Raw genomic sequence first — 20,270 nt, 5'->3', positions numbered from 1 at the left:
ATGGCGCTTTTTAAAATTTATTTTTTAACTATTTCTTCTAATGTGTCTTCGTCTATTACTTCAGCATTTTCGACTATTCGTTTACCACCTTGAATTTCGATTCGCTTGTGATGCTTGTTCAACGCGAGTATCTCTTCACAAAACTGTGCTGATGGGTGCATTTCATAGACATAGTCTATGATTTGCCCTGTTTTATCATCCTTAACATTAGTAATGTTATATTCTGAAATAGCGCCCTTCTCTATTAAGTCTTTCATTGTGGTTGTCATATCACGGCGAAGCGCTTTTAACTTGTTTTCAGAAATATCATCTGTTGAATAGATTGTTCCGTACTTTTCCATGATAGATAACAACCGAAAGTGATATGTTTTTCCTGGCGCAGCGTACCGCCAAAGATGATATAACCTAAGCATCATCCAACGAGATAAACCACGTTTTAATTCTTGGGCGCTATTAAAGTAATATCCTTTATACTCCAAGTTATCAATCATGTTGTGAACAAATGCATTCAAACATGCTACACACTTAATGTTTCCGCCTTGGCCTTTCTTTCCACTAAAATGCAGCGATGACAAAAAGTTCATATTCGATTCGTAGAATGAATCATCAATATCTGAATTTCTGGTATCTGTCGCAGAATATTTGAATGATAGCTTTGAACCTTGTAGTGCCTCTAGTGATTCTTTAATCTGCGGGTATGGCATTGATTGACCAACGGCTTTCAATTCTTGAGCTAACTCATTCATAGAAAAAATCACCGCATACTGGATACCAGATTTGAAATTAATTTTTACTATCTTACCTTTAGATGCAAGACGAATTAATGCACGCTCGACTTTTTCTTCACGATCTGATGGCCAAACCAAATACTCCATATCATCACCATCCTTTTTGGCGCTGACAACGGCAGGTGTTATTTTGATTTCGCCTTCGTAAAGAATTCCATCTACTTTTTCAGAGATACGTCGGGTAACAATGGTTTTCTTCGGAGCATCTTCCAGAGGCAACTTTTTATGACCAGAGCGAACAAAACGCCCCCAAAGATCATAGTGATTGAAGGTATTCGAATAAGCTCTTAAACCATGAGCGGCATTTTCTATCGATATCCGAACATCTTTATTGTCAGTAAATAATGCGAGACTTTCATTATCAATTGCACTTTCCACACCATGGATCTGGCCTCGTAACGAATCAGGCAGGTTATCTACTGAGATGTTCACCTTTCGGCTCATTTTTCTACTTCCAAAATTTTATGACAGCTTATAACAACATATTCGTTTAAAAAAGTTAATGACTAATGTTAGTAAAAAACTGATCCAATCACTATTTTTTATTACAGATCTAATTTTTACTAACTCAAGACATATTCAGATCATCTTTTTACTAAGTGAGCATGAACAATGGCTTTATTTTCTGGAAATACTGGCCAAATTATCGCCTACAGCACTGAGGTTTAACAATGACTGTGCATAACTCATCTTCTACTTGGTATGGATCCGATCTGAACTAAGAAAAGATCCGATCTATACTAACAAAACAGAGTGCATTTATCATTTTATGTTCATAACTAACTGATTTAGCTTAGTATAAATATGATCTACACGGCCCGAAATGTGAATAACCCTGTTGATAAGCTGTTTGTAAGATAACTCGCTGATTTCGTGTTAGTTATTTTGTGATCTGGGACTTGATTAAGATCAGATCTTTACTTCGTAAATAGATGATCTGTATTTTATGATCTTTTCTTTATTAATTATATAGTTAAGACGTATTTTTATAGCTCTAGTCTTTAATACCTATATATTAACCATATTTAAGCTTTATTTACTTATACTTAAGTTAAAGTAATTATAAGGTTTTTTTTCGATGTCATGGTATTTTATTGTTTACTCCTCATTTGATGGACATTATAATGTTTACTATCAAGTAAAGGATATCGCGTATGTCAATTAATAACAAAGCACTATCAACTTATAGCTTATTGAAAGCTACTGCTGAAGTCGCAGAACAATCATTAGAAGGTCGAATTCAGCATTATAGGGCACATCTAAAAACAGATGAAAAAGAACTAAGAACCTATACTCAAAAAGCCGCTGCAGACTTACTAGGTTGTAATAACCGAACCTTAAAGCGAAGACATGACCAAGGTGACTTTGATCACTTGAATATTCAAAAAGGTGCAAATGGACATTACGCGTATACCTTGGCCAATATTTTTGCAATGGCTGAGATCATGGGCGTAAGCGCTGATCAACGTAAAGAAGGCGACAAACTCCAAGTTATCGTCATCAATTCACTTAAAGGTGGATGTGGTAAAACAACCTCTTTGGTTAACATAGCAGCTGCGTTAGCCACAACGAATATAAAGCGCTATCGCATTGGTATAATAGACCTAGATCCACAGGGTTCTTCTTCAAGTTTCTTTCCATCCAATGACCCCGAACCAATCACAGTTGGTGATTTAATGCGTGATTGTATTGAGCTTGAAGAAAACGAAACATGGCGAAGTGTTGTCTCTAGCGCATTCCAACCAACGCATATCCCCAATATTCGAGTATTGCCCTCTGGTATGGATGATTTTTACTTCGAACATGAAACGGCAACAGAATTGAAAGAAAGTTCTGGTTATGAGCAAACACGGCACTATCACAAGTTGTACGAAAAAGTAATTGAGCCTGTTGAGGATGAATTCGATATTATTCTAATTGACACTGCACCATCACTTAACTTTATGTTTTACAATGCATTAATGGCTTCTACCGCGATGTTAATACCAGTTCATCCAGAAGCTGTCGACTTTGATGCTAACAATAAATATCTAAAACGACTGGGTGAGATATATCATACTGTTGCTGCACTGGGCCACGATGGTTGGGATTTCATGCAATTCTTAGTAACCAACTATGTCAAAGGTAATCATTCTCAACGAGATATTGTTAAAGATGTCCGAAGCGCCTTTGGTAGACAAGTTATGAGTTATCCGATTAACCATAGTTCTGCTATTACAGCAAGCTCATCCTCTTTTAATACAATCTTTGATCAAAAAACATCGGATAGTCTTGCAAGTAGAGAGTCTTTGATAAAAGCACAAGAAAATATAAAAGATGTAGTGGATGAGTTAGAAATGTTGATCCGCTCAAACTGGCCTTCAACCCAATCATCACTGACGCAATAAGAATAAAGGTTTACCCATGGCAAAAAAACGTAAAAATGATACTCGATTAGATCCCTTTGCGTCTCCTGTTGAAGGAAGCAGTCTTGATGATCTACTGGATCAAGCAAAAGTTGGTGATGTGATCACTATGCCAGCACCCAGTGATCCGAATAGAACAATTACTTTAACCTGTCACGTAATAAGACATAAAGATATTGAATTAAAAACAAAGGTTTACGGCCAAAATAGGCGAGAGCAATCTTTGCTCAATGAACGTTCTGTCGCTGATATATTGCCAGCGATAAAGAGTGATAAACGTAATTTGCACCCTGCACTTTGCTGGCAAAAAGATAATATTCAATGGGTATTATCTGGTTCTCGTAGACGTAAAGCATGTATTTTTGCAGGCGCCGATTATGTCGTTTTATCATCAAACGACTTTAATGATGACGATGCTAAATTGCTTGCAGTATCATCAGATCAATATATTGCACCTAGTTTATGGGAATTGGGTCAGGCTTATGCTGGCACTAAACTAAAACTGCAAGAACAAGGGAAAAAAGGCTCATTTAGAGAAATAGCTGCAATTGAAGGGGTTTCACACACCGCTATCGCCGATGCAATTAAAGCCTATGAGCACATTCCAAAACACGTCCTCAATTTGTATCCAACTGCTAATCATGTTGGCCGTGAAGCTGCGAAAAAAATTATAGAAGCGATTAACTTAGACCCTGACATGTTTAACAGCATGATTCAGGAGTTGAGCACTCAGCCCTTTATGCTTGAAGAAATGACCGATGAAAAGCGCGCGCTGATGATCACTAAGTATCTGACAACCTTCGAAGATAAGTCTCATCGCAACGAATCTCTGTTGGAAAGTGATTTTGTGAAGGTACAAAGAAGCCTTAAAACTGGCGACATCACGATAAAAATTGATAACCGTGTGCTGACAGGTAAACGTTTAGATCAACTTCAAAAAATATTGTCTAGTTATAATTAGCTTACAAATAAGCCAGGCAATTTACAATAATTGCTTGGCCTATGCGTAAACTGCCTATTCTCTGCTCCAACCAGTAAAATACCTACGCTAAATCTGGGTCAAGCCCTTTTGCTTAGCGCTGTGATCCCATATACTGGGCGGATTGGTAAAGTTTTGTGTCGTGCTGATGTCTACGCAGTTGTCTAAAGAACAGTTGCTTGCCTTGTTTGAAGAAATTAAACAAGAACAAGCAAATCAATTTCCACTTTCTGAGCGCTTTTTGAAGCAGTATTTTAATGCTCAAATGCTGAGTAAGGCTAAAGAGTACCTTAAAGACTCACAAATTAGTTTTCTTGAACACAGCGAAGATTTTTCCAAAATAGATGCTCAAATTATTGGTAATTATGGCAATACGTTCTCACAGCACATCACCATAGAACACAATACGAATGGGGTCCGAGTTGAAGCCCAGTGTACTTGTTCAAGTAATGCCAAATGTCGTCATATCGCTGCGGTACTTCTTAAGCTGAAAATTGAGCATTCAGGTGGATTTGGCGAAGCCTATTTGATAAACGACTGGTTTAATGAATTAGAGCAGTTGCAGCTGACTAAGCCATCAGATATTAATAATGTTTTATTGTTTTCGCTGGAAGTTCACGGTAACGAGTTGCAAGTAATGCCCAAACTCAGCGCATTCAGACCTGATGGTCATTATCCTCTTGGTCGGCCACTTACAGAACAACAAATTAATAGCCAGCTACCCCCTCCTGGTGTATCCGATGAAGATTTTAGACTATTTACCTGGATCCGCTCTCAAAACTCACCAGGTCACTTCGAGTTAAGCGGAGCATGGGGATATGCTGCACTTCAGCAGTTGTTACACACTAACCGTTTGTACTTTCAAAATAACAGAACGCCTTTGTCCTCTGCTCATCAACAAACTTTGACGTTTGTTTGGCAGCAAGATAGCCAATATGCTCAACTCAAAGCACAGCTATCTAATACAGAACATTGGTTGCTGTTAAAAACGGACCCACCTTATTATCTTGATACTGAGCGTATGTCGGTAGGTCGCATAAGCTCCGAGCTTAGTAGTATAGAAATCGCACACCTATTAACCATGCCATCAGTTGCGCTTGAGCAGTTGAGCCAGGTGGCTAAACGCTTTGCTGAACTGTATTCAGATGATTTGATTGCTGCGCCTGATGGGGTGGCTCCTGCAGGTGTATCGAGCAGCGGTAACCTGAGAAGCCGTTTAAGTGTGAGTCACTCAGGTGATGCCACCTATTTCAAACTTGCTTTTGATGATTCAAAACTCTTAGCTAAAAGTGAAGTTGTTAAACAGCAAAAGCGTAGTGAGCAATTACTTACTGGTTTAGGCCTGAGTAATTCAGATGGGTTATTTACATTGCCTGCGCAAAGCGAGCAGGCACAACATTGGTTCAACAATGAAGTTCGCCCGCTATTGCTCAACAAAGGCTGGGTTGTTGAAGAGCTTAACGATACTAACTTAGTAATCGAGCCTAGGGTTTCTTTATCAATTAGACGTGATAGACATCATCACATTCTAGGCAAAGTTCAATTTGATGATAAAACGGTTTTGTTAGATTGGGATGTAAAACCGCGTCTTGAGATAAATGAATTGGCGAGCAACTATCAATATGTGAAAATTGCTGAGCAATCTTACGCCGTTCCTACCGCTACTTATGAGCAGCTTATTAAATTAAAAGAACGTTTTAGCTATTACCTTTCTAATAGCCAATTTAAGTTTCCGTTATACTTTGCAAAAGACTTGTTCAATTTAGATGATATTGCGGTTAGTTGTGATGATAAGCGATTACTTGAATATTTAGACGAGCTAAATCATCCCAAAGCAACAAGTAATCTTATACCTGCTAGCACAAATCAGACGTTCACATTGAGGGACTATCAAGAACAGGGCGTAAATTGGCTTAAGTTTCTAAATAGGCATCAGCTAGGTGGTATATTGGCTGATGACATGGGGCTTGGTAAAACATTACAAGTAATTGCTTACTTTATAAATCAGCATAATACTTTGGTTAATATGCCTAGCCTGATTGTTTGTCCAACCAGTCTAGTTGGGAATTGGCAAAATGAATTTTCACGTTTTGCTCCTCATTTAACATTAACCACGATTCATGGTAGCAACCGTGAAACGCAGCTAGAAAAAGTACACAAAGCTAAGTTTATTCTGACTACCTACCCTCTTCTTAAGCGTGATTTAGCGTACTATAAGGCGCTGGAATTCGACTCGATTGTTTTAGATGAAGCTCAATACATTAAAAATGAGTCGGCACAAATTTCAAAGTGTGTGAAACAGCTCAAAGCGCAATTTAAGCTGTGTTTAAGCGGTACTCCAGTGGAGAACAATTTGTTAGAGCTTAAGTCGCTATTAGACTTTGTCATGCCTGACATTTTGGGAACCCGCCAACAGTTTAAACAGTATTTTCAATACCCTATTGAAAAAGAGCAAGATACCGCGCGTGCCAAAGAGTTACACTCTGTGATAGCGCCATTTATCCTGCGTCGCACTAAAGCACAGGTTGTTCAGGAGCTCCCAGCTAAAACAGAGCTCGTAAAAGAGCTGGAATTTTCTCCTAAGCAAGCACAATTGTATGCGAGCGTACAACAACAGGTTGAAAGTAATTTATTAAATCTATTTAAAGAGCAAGGTGTTCAGCGCAGCAAGTTAATGTTTTTGGATGCCCTGCTTAAACTGCGACAAATCTGTTGTCACTCGCAGCTAGTTGATAAGCAAAGTGATGCTTCAAGTGCAAAGCTGGATTGGCTTACTCAGCATTTACCAATAATGTTAGAACAAGGAAGAAGAGTTATTATCTTCAGCCAGTTTACGACGGTGCTGGATTTAATCGCCCAGCAGTGCACCACGCTTGGATTGCCTTATACCATGTTAACTGGGCAAACAAGACATAGAGATAAGGCCATACAGGCCTTTACAAGCGGCGAATGTAACGTATTTTTGATCAGTCTTAAAGCTGGCGGAACAGGATTGAACTTGACGCAAGCTGATACGGTGATCCACTTTGACCCTTGGTGGAATCCTGCGGTCGAAAATCAAGCAACAGATAGAGCGTATCGCATTGGCCAAGATAAGCCGGTGTTTGTATACAAGCTGATAATGGCGAATTCGATAGAGCAGAAAGTCTTTAACATGCAAGTCCAAAAGCAAGCTCTAGTTGATGCATTGTTTGAAGATAAATCTATGAACTTGAATAAATTTGATGAAGATCAGATGCTGTCATTATTGCGCTGATACAACTAATTATTAAAAAGTGATATTAATTTTGAACTAAATCTAAAAGTGGGCAGTCTATGATTATGCTTGTTGGTAGTGATGAGCATTTGTTGATTTCCCCCTTGATTACAATTTGTAATAAAGCCAGCGTAAGCTGGCTTTTTGTTTTATGTAACCTGCCATTTTCGTAAATACTATTCTTAAGTCCATATTTACTCCACATTGTTAAGTTGAAATATCGACACTGATACTTTAATGCCGCCAAAAGGTGTTTGGTTAGTCAAAATGAAAGGATACACAAAAATGTGTGGTGAAGTTGCTTCTACACAACTGAACTTTATAAAACCGCTGTCACAATGTGATTACGCTCTTTTAGATGAAGTTGCGAAAAGTGAGGATCTCAATAGTATTCTTACCATGTTATTATTAGATGATACTTTATCAGATTCACTACGTCGAAAGGCTCTCATGCAACTCAAAGCAAAGTAGAGTACTTAAACGACCACAGAGGGACTATGCATCACATTTTAGTTGTTGAGGATGACTTTGACATTGCAGAACAAGTTCTGTTGTTTTTTAAAGCATCGGGGTTTCAAACCACACATATTGCCGACGGTGCACAGGTTGTACCTTGGGTGCGAGATAATCAACCTGATGCAATAGTCATGGATATAATGCTACCCAATCAAGACGGGGTTGAGTGCATGAAACAAATTCGCGAGTTTTCCATGGTGCCGATCGTAATGGTTACGGCAAAGGTCACAGAAGCTGACAGGCTCAAAGGGTTGGAGTTTGGCGCGGATGATTATGTATGTAAGCCATTTAGTGCAGCAGAGCTTGTAATGCGGATTAAAGCTATTTTAAGGCGTTGTACACCAACCCCAGCAACACTGCACAAGGTGGTTGTGGATGAATCGCAATTGGCGATTACTATCTGTAACAAGTCGCTTTCATTAACCAAAGTAGAGTTCGATATATTCGCTTTGCTATTTAATGCTCCTAGTCGAGTCTTCTCTCGTCAACAAGTTTTAGATCATATCCAACCGGATAACTTTGATATTTCAGACCGTGTTATCGACAGCCATATTAAGAATATTCGTAAAAAGGTTAAACAGTTAGGCTTTTCCGCCAAACTTATCGGGTCAGTATATGGGGCCGGTTATCGTTATGATGCACAACAACTGGAAGATGACACGAATTAAGTGCTTGTAATGACTCACTAAGGTATTATCTGGTATAAGATAATTATCTTTGAGATAAAGTATGCTTGATGCCGTTATATCACAAATAAGTTGGTTACATGTAGTCTCTGTGAGCGCAGGTGCAATGCTTGCCTTTCCCTGGTACTTGATTCATCGACAGAGACTTTCCTCGCAGTTATCTAGTTTAGAGCAGAGTTTAGCGCAACAGAATTCACAAAAAGCCATACTTGAACAACAACTCACGCAGTTGCAAGCGGATAAGCTGCAATTACATGGTCATTGCCAGCAATATCAGGCGCGTTTGTCTGAGAGGCAACAGCAAGCTGAGCAATATCAACGACTATGGCAGCAAAGCGAGCAATCGCTGGCTCAAAGCCGAGAACAGTCTCATGGGTTGGAAATAGAACTCACTGATCTGAAAACAACTCTTGAGCAAAAACAACAGGCTTTTGATGCTCAAATAGCGCAGTTAGAAAAGTCAAAAGCGCTTCTCAAGCAAGAGTTTGAAAATATCGCAAATCAAATATTTGAAGAAAAAACAGCACGCTTTAACATCCAAAGCCAAGAGCGCTTGAGTCAAATACTTCAGCCTGTACAAGGTGAATTGAAAGGCTTTAGAGATAAAATGGAAGCAATTCATAGTGAGGAATTAAAACAAAGAGCATCGCTAAAAACTGAGTTGATGCATTTGCAAGCGAACAACAAATCAATCACTGAGCAAGCCGATAGACTCACCACCGCATTACAAGGACAAAAGAAAACGCAAGGTAATTGGGGGGAGCTAATGCTTGAGAATGTACTTGATAGTGCAGGATTAAGAGCTGGCTTTGATTACAAGCGCGAAGTATCTTTTACCACAGAACAAGGTAAGTTTCGTCCCGATGTTATCGTGTATCTGCCTCAGCAGCGCCATCTTGTGATAGATGCGAAAACATCACTTAATGCATATACTCGCTATGTTAATGCAGACAATACTGAGCAAGCGCAACGTGCTCTTGTTGAGCATTGCCAGGCTATTCAAGCAAGAATAAAAGAGTTGGGAGATAAATCCTATGAGCGATTGCCTGGGCTTAATTCTCCTGAGGTAGTGGTCATGTTTATTCCTGTGGAGTCGGCATTTGTTGAGGCCATAAAGCATAATCCTGGGCTTTATCAACAAGCCTTAGACATGAATGTGTTAGTGGCTACACCCACCACTTTACTAACTAGCCTTAATATTGTTAAACAGCTATGGAAATTTGAGGAACAAAGTAAACATAGTAGAGAGCTTGCACTGCGGGCTGAGAAGTTTTACAACAAGCTGAATGCTTTTTTAAATAGTATGGATGGCGTCGGCAAGCAACTGGATAAGGCAAAGGAAAGTTATGATAAAGCCTTTGCTCAGCTATACAGTGGGAAAGGAAACTTAATTAAGCAGGCATCTGAATTCAAGGAGCTTGGGGTGTCAGTTACGAAGTCGCTACCAAGTGAAGTTACGGAGAAAGCACGTCTGGAATTAGAATAGTGTCAATCCCCTTTACACTAGCTGATTAGCCAGTGTAATGAGTATTTGGGTTATCACATTGCGTGTAGGTACCATTACGAGGCTTACCAACAAATAGATTAATGTGCAGGTTATAGTGGTTTACATCTCGCCATATGCGGCTATTTGATGACGGACATATAGAACCTTTTATGTATTGAGCCACCTGCTGTTCACTCATTGCAAGTTTCGTGGGCATTTTTATCAAAATATTTATATCTGAGCTGGTAAATTCCGCATCATAAAAATGCCAATTTCCCATAATAAATTGTTTTGAGAAATGGCGAGCTATTCTTAGTTTTTGCTCTTGTTTTAACACTGGTATTCGACTTTCATTAGTTTTATCTAATAGTTTTGACCACAGCATTGCAATGACAGCAAATCCAGCAATTAGCGCTAAAATGATAGTTACATTATTTGCTCTGTTTTTTGCTGACGCTTGCTTCTTCTTTGCTCGCGTTTCTTGTATTTTTGCCCAATCGCCATGCTTAATGGTTGGTTGTGTCATTTAATTGTCCTCCGTCTATGGCGATTATTAGACGAAGAAAATGTGTAAGAAAAATGGAGTAGTAAGAATAAACTTATAGAGTTTGGTTGTGCTTCGATTTAGTTCATATGAACTAAAAAGTAGGTGCTCTAGCAAGTTGATTTATCCTTAATGTCTAGAAATAGCGAATGAAGGCTTATCACAATTAAATAGCGTGTAACTGAAACAAGTTCAATGGGGGCCGTCAATGATTTTCCTATCGTCAAAATATAGAAATAAATTGTCATAGATAGGCTTTGAAGTCAGTCGTGGGAGTAGGTTATAGCAAGTTAGTAATATCCTGATCTTTGCGCCGTGTTTTCTTATTAGTTCTAAGTTTAGATATGGAAATTATGTGCTAGTAAAGTATGTGTTTTCGCTCACTGAGAGCTAGAAAAGACCCTTATTAATCAACAGATAAACATGTTTAACGTATCAAATTTAACATAGTGGCAGTTACGTTTTCTTTATTTACTTAGGCATTGCTCCTTTTCTTAGGCAGCTCATAGAATACCTGTTGTGTGTAATATACAGTGATATATGACTAAAGATCAGAAAAATACTAACTACAACTCTGGCGAGAGGTATAAATCTGTAACTTGTGTTGAGCATTGTCATTTAGTTGTTCTAGTTCAAATAGTTATTAAGCGTTGCTGGACGAATCACTTATGCAGCGTCTGGTTTTTAACCACTAAAAGAGTGGGCTAAATGGTTTTTCTGAAAACGTTGATAAAAAGCTCTGATAATTAACTGTGTTTGCGAAACAGCATGTAACACGCTTTGTGGTGTGTGATTTTTATAGATTGAAATGAGTAATACATTGACCTGTATTGAACAATATCGCTAAGTGTAAAGGGGGTTTACAAATTGAGTATTTTTCAATAATAGCGTTTGCTCACCTAGTTAATCAATGAGTTAGTAAAATTTCGGTTTATTAGCAAATCAGTTGGTAAAAATTCGGTTTATTTACTCTGTAAGTTAGTAAAATTGTGTTCCAGCGCTATCTAGGTTAGTAAAATTTTGTTCTGGGAAGGGGCAAAAATATGCTTAATATTTAAAGAAGTTTGATAATGGCCCTTTTTTTCCTAGATTTAAGTGATTGGAGAGCTGAATTAACACAATATTTGGTCTTATCAACATGATTTAGTAAAATCCTGATCCGTTCATTATGAATGCATAAAAAAAGGGGCCTGTAGACCCCTGAGTTAAGGAACAACCTTGATTGGTGTTAGAACTGATTCATGGTATTTGCTTCACCGCCCGCTTTGAGAGCATTCTCCCCAGAAAAGTATTCTTTATGTGTATCGCCAATATTAGAGCCTGCTAAATCTTGGTGCTTAACGGATGCTTGTTCACGACGAATTTCTTGTCGTTGCACATCACGCACATATGCAAGCATACCTAAATCACCAAAGTAGCCTTCGGCCAAAATGTCGGTGCTTAACGCTGCGGTGTGGTATGTTGGCAAAGTGATTAGGTGGTGGAAAATACCCGCCTCACGCGCACCATCACGTTGGAAATTTTGTACTAGTATGTCAGCTGCTGTTGCCAACTCTGAGCTATCCAGCTGAGGATCCATAAGGGCCTTAGCATCTTGACTCGGATCCGGGTATTGAGAAAGATCTTTCCCTTCTTGTTGCCACTGAGCATATACTTGTTCACGGAACTTCAATGTCCAGTTAAATGATGGCGAATTGTTGTATACGAGTTTTGCATTGGGAACTTGCTCTTTAACGCGGTTAACCAATTCAGCAATTTGTTGAACATTAGGTTTTTCTGTTTCGATCCAGAGTAGATCAGCACCAGATTGAAGGCTAGTAACACAATCTAGCACGACTCGGTCTTTTTCTGTACCTTCTCTAAATTGATACAAGCCGTTATCTAAACGAACTGGTTTGCGCAATTGTCCTTCAAGTTTAATAGCCATTTCGCCATCTTGAAGATCATCAGCACTGTTAACCGGTGTAGTGTCTAAAAATGCAGTATATTGGCTAGCCAGATCTCCAGGTGTTTTTGATACTGGAACCTTTTGCGTCAGGCTGGCACCTAGCGAGTCTGTGCGTGCCACAATGATCCCATCTTCAACACCAAGCTCTAAAAATGCGTAGCGTACAGCGTTTATTTTAGCTAGGAAGTCCTCATGAGGCACCGTTACTTTACCTGCCTGATGACCGCATTGTTTCGCATCTGATACTTGGTTTTCGATTTGAATTGCACATGCACCCGCCTCTATCATCTTTTTAGCGAGAAGGTAGGTCGCTTCTTCGTTACCGAAGCCTGCATCAATGTCTGCAATAATAGGAACAATGTGGGTTTCAAAGTTATCAATTTTTTCGATAATTGCGCTGCTATCTAAGCCTTTGGCATTTGCTTGGTCCAACTCACGATACAAGTGATCTAACTCACGAGCATCAGCTTGTTTTAAGAATGTGTAGATCTCTTCAATCAGACCAGGAACAGCTGTTTTTTCATGCATACTTTGATCTGGTAATGGACCAAACTCCGAGCGTAACGCCGCGACCATCCAACCACTGAGATAAACATATGAGCGCTTGGTTGTTTTCTGGTGTCTTTTAATAGCCATCATCATTTGCTGAGCAGTAAAGCCATGCCAGCAGCCTAATGATTGAGTGTATTGACTGCTATCTTGATCGTAAGCATTCATGTCTTCGCGCATGACTTTTGCAGTATATTTTGCAATATCCAAGCCCGTTTTAAAGCGGTTTTGCAAGTTCATTCTACTGGCAAATTCAGGGTTGATTGATTGCCAAGTTTTACCTTGGGTTTGACAAAGCGTGCTGAACTTATCTAGCTGTGATTGATAACGAGTCATAATTTAATTCCTTCGAACGGGTTAAATATTTTTTAGTTGTGAGAGTTGCGCAGCGGCCCTAGCCGTTGGCGCTTAATTACACACTAGGCCCGAAATGTAGATTTTTTAAATTTATAGTTATTATTGTGAGTATATTTTTGGTGAATGTATTTAGGGGTTTGTTTTGTGCTCAAATGCGATAAGGTTATTTTAAACCCGTTCAAAATCGACTTAGGATCACCGTTATGCATGCAAGCGCACAAGAGGCAGGATTGACCATAGATCAATGCCTATATGACTTTGTAAATCAACAGGCTTTGCCTGGCACAGGGCTTACTCAGCAAGCCTTTTGGCAAGGCTTTGCCTGTATTATTGACACACTCTCACCTTTGAATAAAGCACTGCTCAGTAAGAGAGATTTGCTACAGCAGCAGATTGATATATTTCATCAGCAACACCCAAAATGGGATGCTGTACAATATCGGACATTTTTGGAAGATATCGGTTATTTACATAACGAACCCGACGAAGTTTGTATTGATACACGAAATGTAGAGCCCGAAATTGCGCTTGCCGCGGCCCCCCAGTTGGTAGTGCCAGTAAGCAATGCGAGATTTGCATTAAATGCTGCAAATGCGCGTTGGGGTTCACTTTATGATGCTTTGTACGGTACGGACTTGTTGCCTGAAGACGATGGCGCTGAAAAAACAATAGCCTATAACCCTGTTCGAGGCTTTAAAGTGATGGCCTATGTACGTCAATTTTTGGACAAAGCCCTACCACTTGCTCATGGGTCACATATCGAAAGTAGCGGCTATGCCGTGTTAGATGGGAAATTGGTCGTAACGTTGAATGATTCAACACAGGTTGCACTGGCGTCTGCGGAACAATTTGTGGGCTATCGGGGCCTGCCACAAAACCCTACGGCAGTATTGCTTAAGCACCATGATTTACATATAGAAATTCAAATAGATCCACACAGCACCATTGGACAGGCAGATAAAGCAGGGATCAAGGATGTATTGCTAGAATCTGCGCTGACGACCATCATGGATTGTGAAGACTCGGTTGCGGCTGTTGATGCGCAAGACAAAGTGCAGGTATACCAAAACTGGCTGGGGCTAATGCAAGGTACATTGTCTGAGTCGTTCTCCAAGCAAGGACAAGCGATTACTCGCCGATTAAATGAGGATAGACACTATCTAAGCAAACAAGGTGAACCTATAACCCTTAAAGGCCGTAGCATGATGTTTGTGCGAAATGTAGGTCATCTGATGCGCAACCCTGCGATACTGGATAAGCATGGTGAGCAAGTATTTGAGGGGATCATGGATGCGGTGATCACTTCATTGTGTGCGTTGCATGACCTTCAGGGTAATAGCTCTGTTCATAATTCAAGCGTTCAAAGTATAAATATTGTTAAGCCAAAAATGCATGGCCCTGAAGAAGTGGCCTTCACGGATCAATTATTTAGTGAAGTTGAAGCGCTGTTAAGATTGCCGCCCAATACCATAAAATTGGGCATAATGGACGAGGAGCGTAGAACATCCGTAAACTTAAAGGCCTGTATTGCAAAAGCAAAATCTAGGGTGGTGTTTATCAATACTGGATTTTTAGACCGTACAGGTGATGAAATACATACCTCAATGCTAGCGGGTCCTGTATTGCCAAAAGCGCAGATAAAATCACAACCTTGGATCGCCTCATATGAAGATCGCAACGTTGATATTGGGCTAGCCTGTGGGTTCAGTGGTAAAGCACAAATCGGCAAAGGAATGTGGCCCATGCCAGATAAAATGGCGTTGATGATGGAACAAAAACAAGCTCACCCAGAAGCCGGAGCGAACACGGCATGGGTGCCCTCGCCTACTGCCGCAACACTCCACGCGATGCACTATCATTTTGTCGATGTATTTGCGAAGCAACGTGAACTGATGACTCGTCAACAGGCCTCGTTGGATGACTTATTAACTCCCCCTCTATTGTTAGATAGATCTCTGAGCAAAGAAGATATTCAAGCCGAGCTAGATAATAATATTCAGGGAATTTTAGGGTATGTTGTACGTTGGATAGACCAAGGAATAGGTTGCTCAAAGGTGCCTGATATTAATCATATTGGCTTGATGGAAGACAGAGCAACATTGCGAATTTCTAGCCAGCATATTGCTAATTGGCTAAAGCATGGGATCTGTACAGTTGAACAAGTCAAACAAACATTTGCTCGCATGGCTCATGTTGTAGATAGTCAAAATCAACATGACCAAAATTATCGTCCGATGGCGGTTGATGAGCAATCTTTAATGGCCAATCTAGCCTTCCAAGCAGCGCAGGATCTTGTGTTCAAGGGGTCAGAGCAGCCCAATGGGTACACCGAACCACTGCTTCATGAGTACCGTTTGAAATACAAAGCTCAGCAGTAACGATGAAAAATAAAAAAACAACCCAGTAAAAGCACTGGGTTGTTTCTTTTGTGGGGTCATTAATGCTTGCCAAATATACCTTGTTCAATAACTATGGGATGTATAATTTTTAGCTTTAGAGGTCTCATGTTTATAAAAAAATGCTTAACTCTTGTTTGTTCACTCCCCTTGTTGAGCCTATTGAGCACAAACGCTTTGGCCCAGCAGCCTCATCCAGAGCTCGAAGAATACAGCTTTTCGCAATTACAGAAATTGGTTGATGAGCAACAACTCAGTTATCAACAGATCACCCAGTACTACCTGACACGTATAGCCCAGTTGGATGATGATGGTCCTAAGCTCAACGCCATTATTAGTATTAACCAACATGCGATTGAGCTTGCTAAAGCAAAAGACTTAGCACACGCGCGCACCGAAGAGCATGGGCCGTTGTTCGGTATGCCCATCGTTATAAAAGATAACATTGAAACGATAGATGCGATGCCCAGTACGGCTGGTGCAGTTGCATTACAAAGTAACTACGCCAAGCAAGATGCTCTGCTTGTAAGTCGACTTAAGGCTGCTGGAGCAATAATTTTAGGGAAGGCTAATTTAAGCGAGTGGGCTAATTTCAAATCAACACAAAGCTCTAGCGGCTGGAGTGATGTTGGCGGACAAACTAAAAACCCTTATGTATTAAATCGCACTCCTTGTGGCTCCAGTTCTGGGTCGGCTGTGGCAGTTGCTGCAAATTTAGCAGCAGGGGCAATTGGTACTGAGACGGATGGTTCTATTACCTGCCCTGCCGCGCACTCCGCAATCGTGGGATTAAAGCCCACAGTTGGTTTGGTCGCTTCCGAGGGGGTGATCCCGCTTTCTCATTCTCAGGACTCCCCTGGCCCGATGACCAAAACTGTCGCAGATGCCGCGATATTATTGGAGGCTTTGACTGGCAGCTCTGTAGGACATTATCAAAAGCATTTAAACGCACAAGGTTTAAAAGGCAAGCGTATCGGTATTGCTCGTAATATCAGTGACTTTAATGAAGTAGCCAGTGCAGCATTCAAACAGGCTATCGAAGTATTAAAGAGCCAAGGGGCAGTCATCGTTGATAATTTAACATTGGAGTATCAGGATGAACTTGGTCAGGCAGAGTTTGATATTTTACTATACGAGTTTAAACACGGCGTTAATCAATACCTAGCAAAAACGCCAGACTCGGTACCTGTTAAGTCACTAACACAATTGATTGCTTTCAATGCAGATATAACCGAACAAAGGTTTAACCAAAGTCTACTGGAAATTGCAGAGAAAAAAGGTGATTTAAACAGTGAAGCTTATCTTTCGGCTAAAAAGTTGGTAAGAGAAAAGGCGCAACAGCAAGGTATTGATAAGCTGCTAGCTGAACACAGATTAGATGCGCTTGTAGCGCCTACCAATGGCCCTGCCTGGGTAATCGATACGGTAAATGGCGATCATTACACTGGATTAAGCTCTAGTCCTTCAGCGATTGCTGGCTACCCAATTATTACAGTGCCTATGTCTGAACATCGTTCCCTTCCTTTAGGGTTGTCTTTTTTCAGTGGAGCTAATCAAGAGGGAAAATTGCTTGAGATAGGCTACGCGTTTGAGCAAGCAACAAAGGTAAGAAAATCACCACGTTTTATTTCTAGCATTGATGATTGAAACGCTTGTAAAGGCCCTTTACAGAAAAGTTTAGAGGCTATGCAATCTAAAAGAAAAATAAGGATACGACCATGATAGACACTCCAAGATTGCTGCTTAGGTTGATGACAGAGCTAGATTGGCCATTGTTTTTAAAATTACATACTAATAAACAGGCTATCCGTTGGGTTTCAGATATCATGACTGAGGAAGATATCTACGCCAAGTTTCAACAGCGATGCCATGGAAATGCTCCTTGGAATAAAGAGCAAACACAGTGGTTAACCTTGGTAATTGAAAACAAACAAACTGGTGAAGCTGTTGGGCTACATGGCTTTTTCGCAATGTGGTGTCCATATCAGCAAGCTGAAGTGGGATTTATGATATTGCCTGAATTTCAAGGGATGGGGTATGCGAAGGAATCAACAAAGGCGCTGATTGATTTTGCTCTTTTTGAGTGTGGTTTTCATAAACTTATAGCGACGGTTTCTGAGGGCAACGAAGCATCATTTGGGTTGTTAACTGCTTTAGGGTTTGAGCATGAAGGTACGCTGAAAGACAATTTCAAAATAGCAGGAAAGTGGGTCAATGACCAAAAGCTTGCATTGATCGCAAATAATTGACCGAATCTACTCACAGGGTAGATATTAAATACTGATTTTTATAAAAGGAATGAAGCCACTATGAAACACCGTGTAATCGCTTTAGGTATAAGCCTCGTTATGAGTAGTGCCTTGGCAGCCGAAAAGCCGCTTGAATTGGTAGACGTTTTTGACCTTGAATATGCTAACCAAATTGAGTTCAGTGATGATGGCAAGCTGGTGTATTTCGTGCGTAACCGCATGGATATAAAAACCGATAAAAAAGTCAGTAATATCTGGTCGGTAGATGTCAAGAGTAAGCAGCTTCAACCTGTTACTAGTGGGGTTCACATTGATTATGCTCCAGTCCTGTCGCCCCAAGGTGATCGCTTAGCATTTGTTTCGACTCGAGATGGCAGTAGTCAAATATATGTTAAATGGCTGAATACTGGGGCTGTTGCGAAAATTAGTAACCTGACTCAATCACCACGAAATCTAGTGTGGACACCTGATGGTAAGCAAATCGTTTTTAGTCAGTTTGTCAGCGCATCGGCGAAAACACCGGTGAATATAAGCGGTAAACCAAAAGGTGCCGATTGGGCAAAACCGCCAGTGTTTATTGATGATGTTTATTATCGTGCTGACGGAGCAGGTTTTACAAAAGCGGGTTTTACTCACCTGTTTAGCATCGATGCAAATGGCGGCAATGCGCGACAGTTAACGACAGGAGAATTTAACCATGGTAGCCGAGTAAGTTTCAGCCATGATGGTCAAACCCTGTACTTTTCTGCAAACCGACATGCAGATAATAAACTTAAACCGATAAATACTGAGGTATATGCCTTAGATATGAAATCGTTAGAGGTGAAAGCAATCACTGATCGTTTTGGTCCAGATAGATCACCAACCATATCACCCAATGGACGGTTGTTGGCTTATTTGGGATATGATGATAAGCGTACCAACTACGAAAACGCAGATATCTATGTACTAGATTTACAAAACGATGAAACCCGGGTCTTGACCCAAGAGCTAGACCGTAGTGTGAGCCACATTCAGTGGGATGCTCAAAGTCGCGGTCTTTATTATAGCTATGATTCTCAAGGCCAGACCGTTGTTGCACACCAACCCCTCAAAGGGAAAGCTAAAGTTATTACACAAGATGTGGGCAGCGTATCATTTGGTCGACCATATTCAGGAGGCGACTTTGATGTGAGTGTAAAAGGAGATGTTGCCTTTACGCTTGCCGATACACAAAGACCTGCTGATGTAGGGTTGGTGCAAAGAGGGAAAACAACACGTTTGACTCAACTTAATGAAGACGCACTCGGTAACAAGGCGCTGGGTAAGGTTGAAGAGATCTGGGTTAAATCTAAACATGATCAGTTGGATATTCAAGGCTGGGTTGTTTACCCACCTGGATTTGATAGCAGCAAAAAGTACCCATTGGTGCTAGAGATACATGGTGGGCCTGTTGCGAATTATGGGCCTCACTTTAGTGCAGAAGCACAGCTTTTTGCAGCCAAAGGTAATGTTGTTTTATACATGAACCCAAGAGGCAGTGACTCTTACGGTAAGGCATTTGCACAAACCATTCACCACAATTACCCAAGTAATGACTTTGATGATCTAATGACTGGGGTTGATGCATTGATTGCGAAAGGGTTTATAGATGAGCAGCGTTTGTTTGTGACGGGCGGTTCAGGTGGGGGTGTATTAACTGCTTGGATCGTAGGTCATACGGATCGGTTTGCCGCCGCTGTGGTTGCCAAACCTGTGATCAACTGGTTTAGTTTTGTGTTAACCGCTGACTATTACCCATTTTTCACTGATTACTGGTTTCCTGGCAAACCTTGGGAACACACTGAGCACTATATGAAACGTTCTCCAATAAGCTATGTGGGTAATGTCAAAACCCCTACCATGCTACTGACTGGAGATGCAGATTATCGCACTCCTATTTCGGAAACTGAGCAATATTATCAAGCGCTTAAACTTCAAGGTGTCGAAACTGCGATGGTGCGTATTCCCGATGCGTCACATGGGATCACCGCTCGCCCGTCTAACTTAATGAACAAAGTTGCCTATATCCAGTGGTGGTTTGATAAACATAGTGGTAACTAATTGACTTAGCTATAGCTCTCAATAAATGC

The 20,270-nt window shown here is 40.5% G+C and carries 13 protein-coding genes; 10 read left to right on the top strand and 3 right to left on the bottom strand.

Going from position 1 to position 20,270, the window contains the following annotated elements; translation table 11 throughout:
• Positions 1-17: 17 nt before the first annotated feature.
• Complete coding sequence (locus BIW53_RS20395) at positions 18-1,232, bottom strand: replication protein A (protein WP_070993852.1); 1,215 nt, start codon at positions 1,230-1,232, stop codon at positions 18-20.
• 710 nt (positions 1,233-1,942) lie between these two features.
• On the opposite strand from BIW53_RS20395, the gene BIW53_RS20390 reads away from it, so the two are divergent.
• The 6 genes from BIW53_RS20390 to BIW53_RS20365 all read left to right on the top strand — a co-directional run bounded on the left by BIW53_RS20390 (position 1,943) and on the right by BIW53_RS20365 (position 10,116).
• Positions 1,943-3,175 carry an AAA family ATPase gene (locus BIW53_RS20390; RefSeq protein ID WP_070993851.1) on the top strand — a complete coding sequence of 411 codons (1,233 nt, stop codon included), beginning with the start codon at positions 1,943-1,945 and terminating at the stop codon, positions 3,173-3,175.
• A gap of 16 nt (positions 3,176-3,191) precedes the next feature.
• Entirely contained in the window at positions 3,192-4,154 is a 963-nt protein-coding gene (locus tag BIW53_RS20385; RefSeq protein WP_070993850.1) for a transcriptional regulator, read from the top strand.
• A 166-nt stretch (positions 4,155-4,320) separates the two neighbouring features.
• The gene (locus BIW53_RS20380) at positions 4,321-7,428 is read left to right on the top strand and encodes a DEAD/DEAH box helicase (RefSeq protein WP_070993849.1); all 3,108 of its coding nucleotides are present in this window, start codon (positions 4,321-4,323) and stop codon (positions 7,426-7,428) included.
• Positions 7,429-7,695: 267 nt separating this feature from the next.
• Positions 7,696-7,899, top strand: a complete 204-nt coding sequence (locus BIW53_RS20375; protein ID WP_245699500.1) for a hypothetical protein — start codon at positions 7,696-7,698, stop codon at positions 7,897-7,899.
• A gap of 26 nt (positions 7,900-7,925) precedes the next feature.
• Positions 7,926-8,612, top strand: a complete 687-nt coding sequence (locus tag BIW53_RS20370) for a response regulator (RefSeq protein ID WP_070993847.1) — start codon at positions 7,926-7,928, stop codon at positions 8,610-8,612.
• Between the two features lie 61 nt (positions 8,613-8,673).
• The gene (locus BIW53_RS20365; RefSeq protein ID WP_070993846.1) at positions 8,674-10,116 is read left to right on the top strand and encodes a DNA recombination protein RmuC; all 1,443 of its coding nucleotides are present in this window, start codon (positions 8,674-8,676) and stop codon (positions 10,114-10,116) included.
• A 25-nt stretch (positions 10,117-10,141) separates the two neighbouring features.
• On the opposite strand, the gene BIW53_RS20360 is transcribed toward BIW53_RS20365, so the two are convergent.
• Positions 10,142-10,642, bottom strand: a complete 501-nt coding sequence (locus BIW53_RS20360; protein ID WP_070993845.1) for a hypothetical protein — start codon at positions 10,640-10,642, stop codon at positions 10,142-10,144.
• Between the two features lie 1,246 nt (positions 10,643-11,888).
• Positions 11,889-13,493, bottom strand: coding sequence for an isocitrate lyase (locus tag BIW53_RS20355; RefSeq protein WP_070993844.1), 1,605 nt, complete (start codon positions 13,491-13,493; stop codon positions 11,889-11,891).
• 224 nt (positions 13,494-13,717) lie between these two features.
• Between BIW53_RS20355 and BIW53_RS20350 the strand changes: the two genes are divergently transcribed.
• The 4 genes from BIW53_RS20350 (at position 13,718) to BIW53_RS20335 (ending at position 20,241) form a co-directional block, all read left to right on the top strand.
• Positions 13,718-15,892 (top strand): malate synthase G, encoded by a 2,175-nt coding sequence (locus BIW53_RS20350; RefSeq protein ID WP_070993843.1) that lies wholly within the window; start codon positions 13,718-13,720, stop codon positions 15,890-15,892.
• A gap of 126 nt (positions 15,893-16,018) precedes the next feature.
• A complete protein-coding gene (locus BIW53_RS20345) occupies positions 16,019-17,557 on the top strand; it encodes an amidase (protein WP_070993842.1) in 1,539 nt (512 codons plus the stop codon).
• A 71-nt stretch (positions 17,558-17,628) separates the two neighbouring features.
• Positions 17,629-18,159 carry a GNAT family N-acetyltransferase gene (locus tag BIW53_RS20340; RefSeq protein WP_070993841.1) on the top strand — a complete coding sequence of 177 codons (531 nt, stop codon included), beginning with the start codon at positions 17,629-17,631 and terminating at the stop codon, positions 18,157-18,159.
• Between the two features lie 99 nt (positions 18,160-18,258).
• Positions 18,259-20,241 (top strand): S9 family peptidase, encoded by a 1,983-nt coding sequence (locus BIW53_RS20335; protein WP_415839078.1) that lies wholly within the window; start codon positions 18,259-18,261, stop codon positions 20,239-20,241.
• Positions 20,242-20,270: the final 29 nt, after the last annotated feature.

It is taken from the genome of Pseudoalteromonas byunsanensis, from assembly GCF_001854475.1.
GTDB classification, from domain to species: Bacteria; Pseudomonadota; Gammaproteobacteria; order Enterobacterales; family Alteromonadaceae; genus Pseudoalteromonas; species Pseudoalteromonas byunsanensis.
Note: the sequence above shows the minus strand (reverse complement) of the source record. Positions and strands in the feature narration are given on the sequence as shown.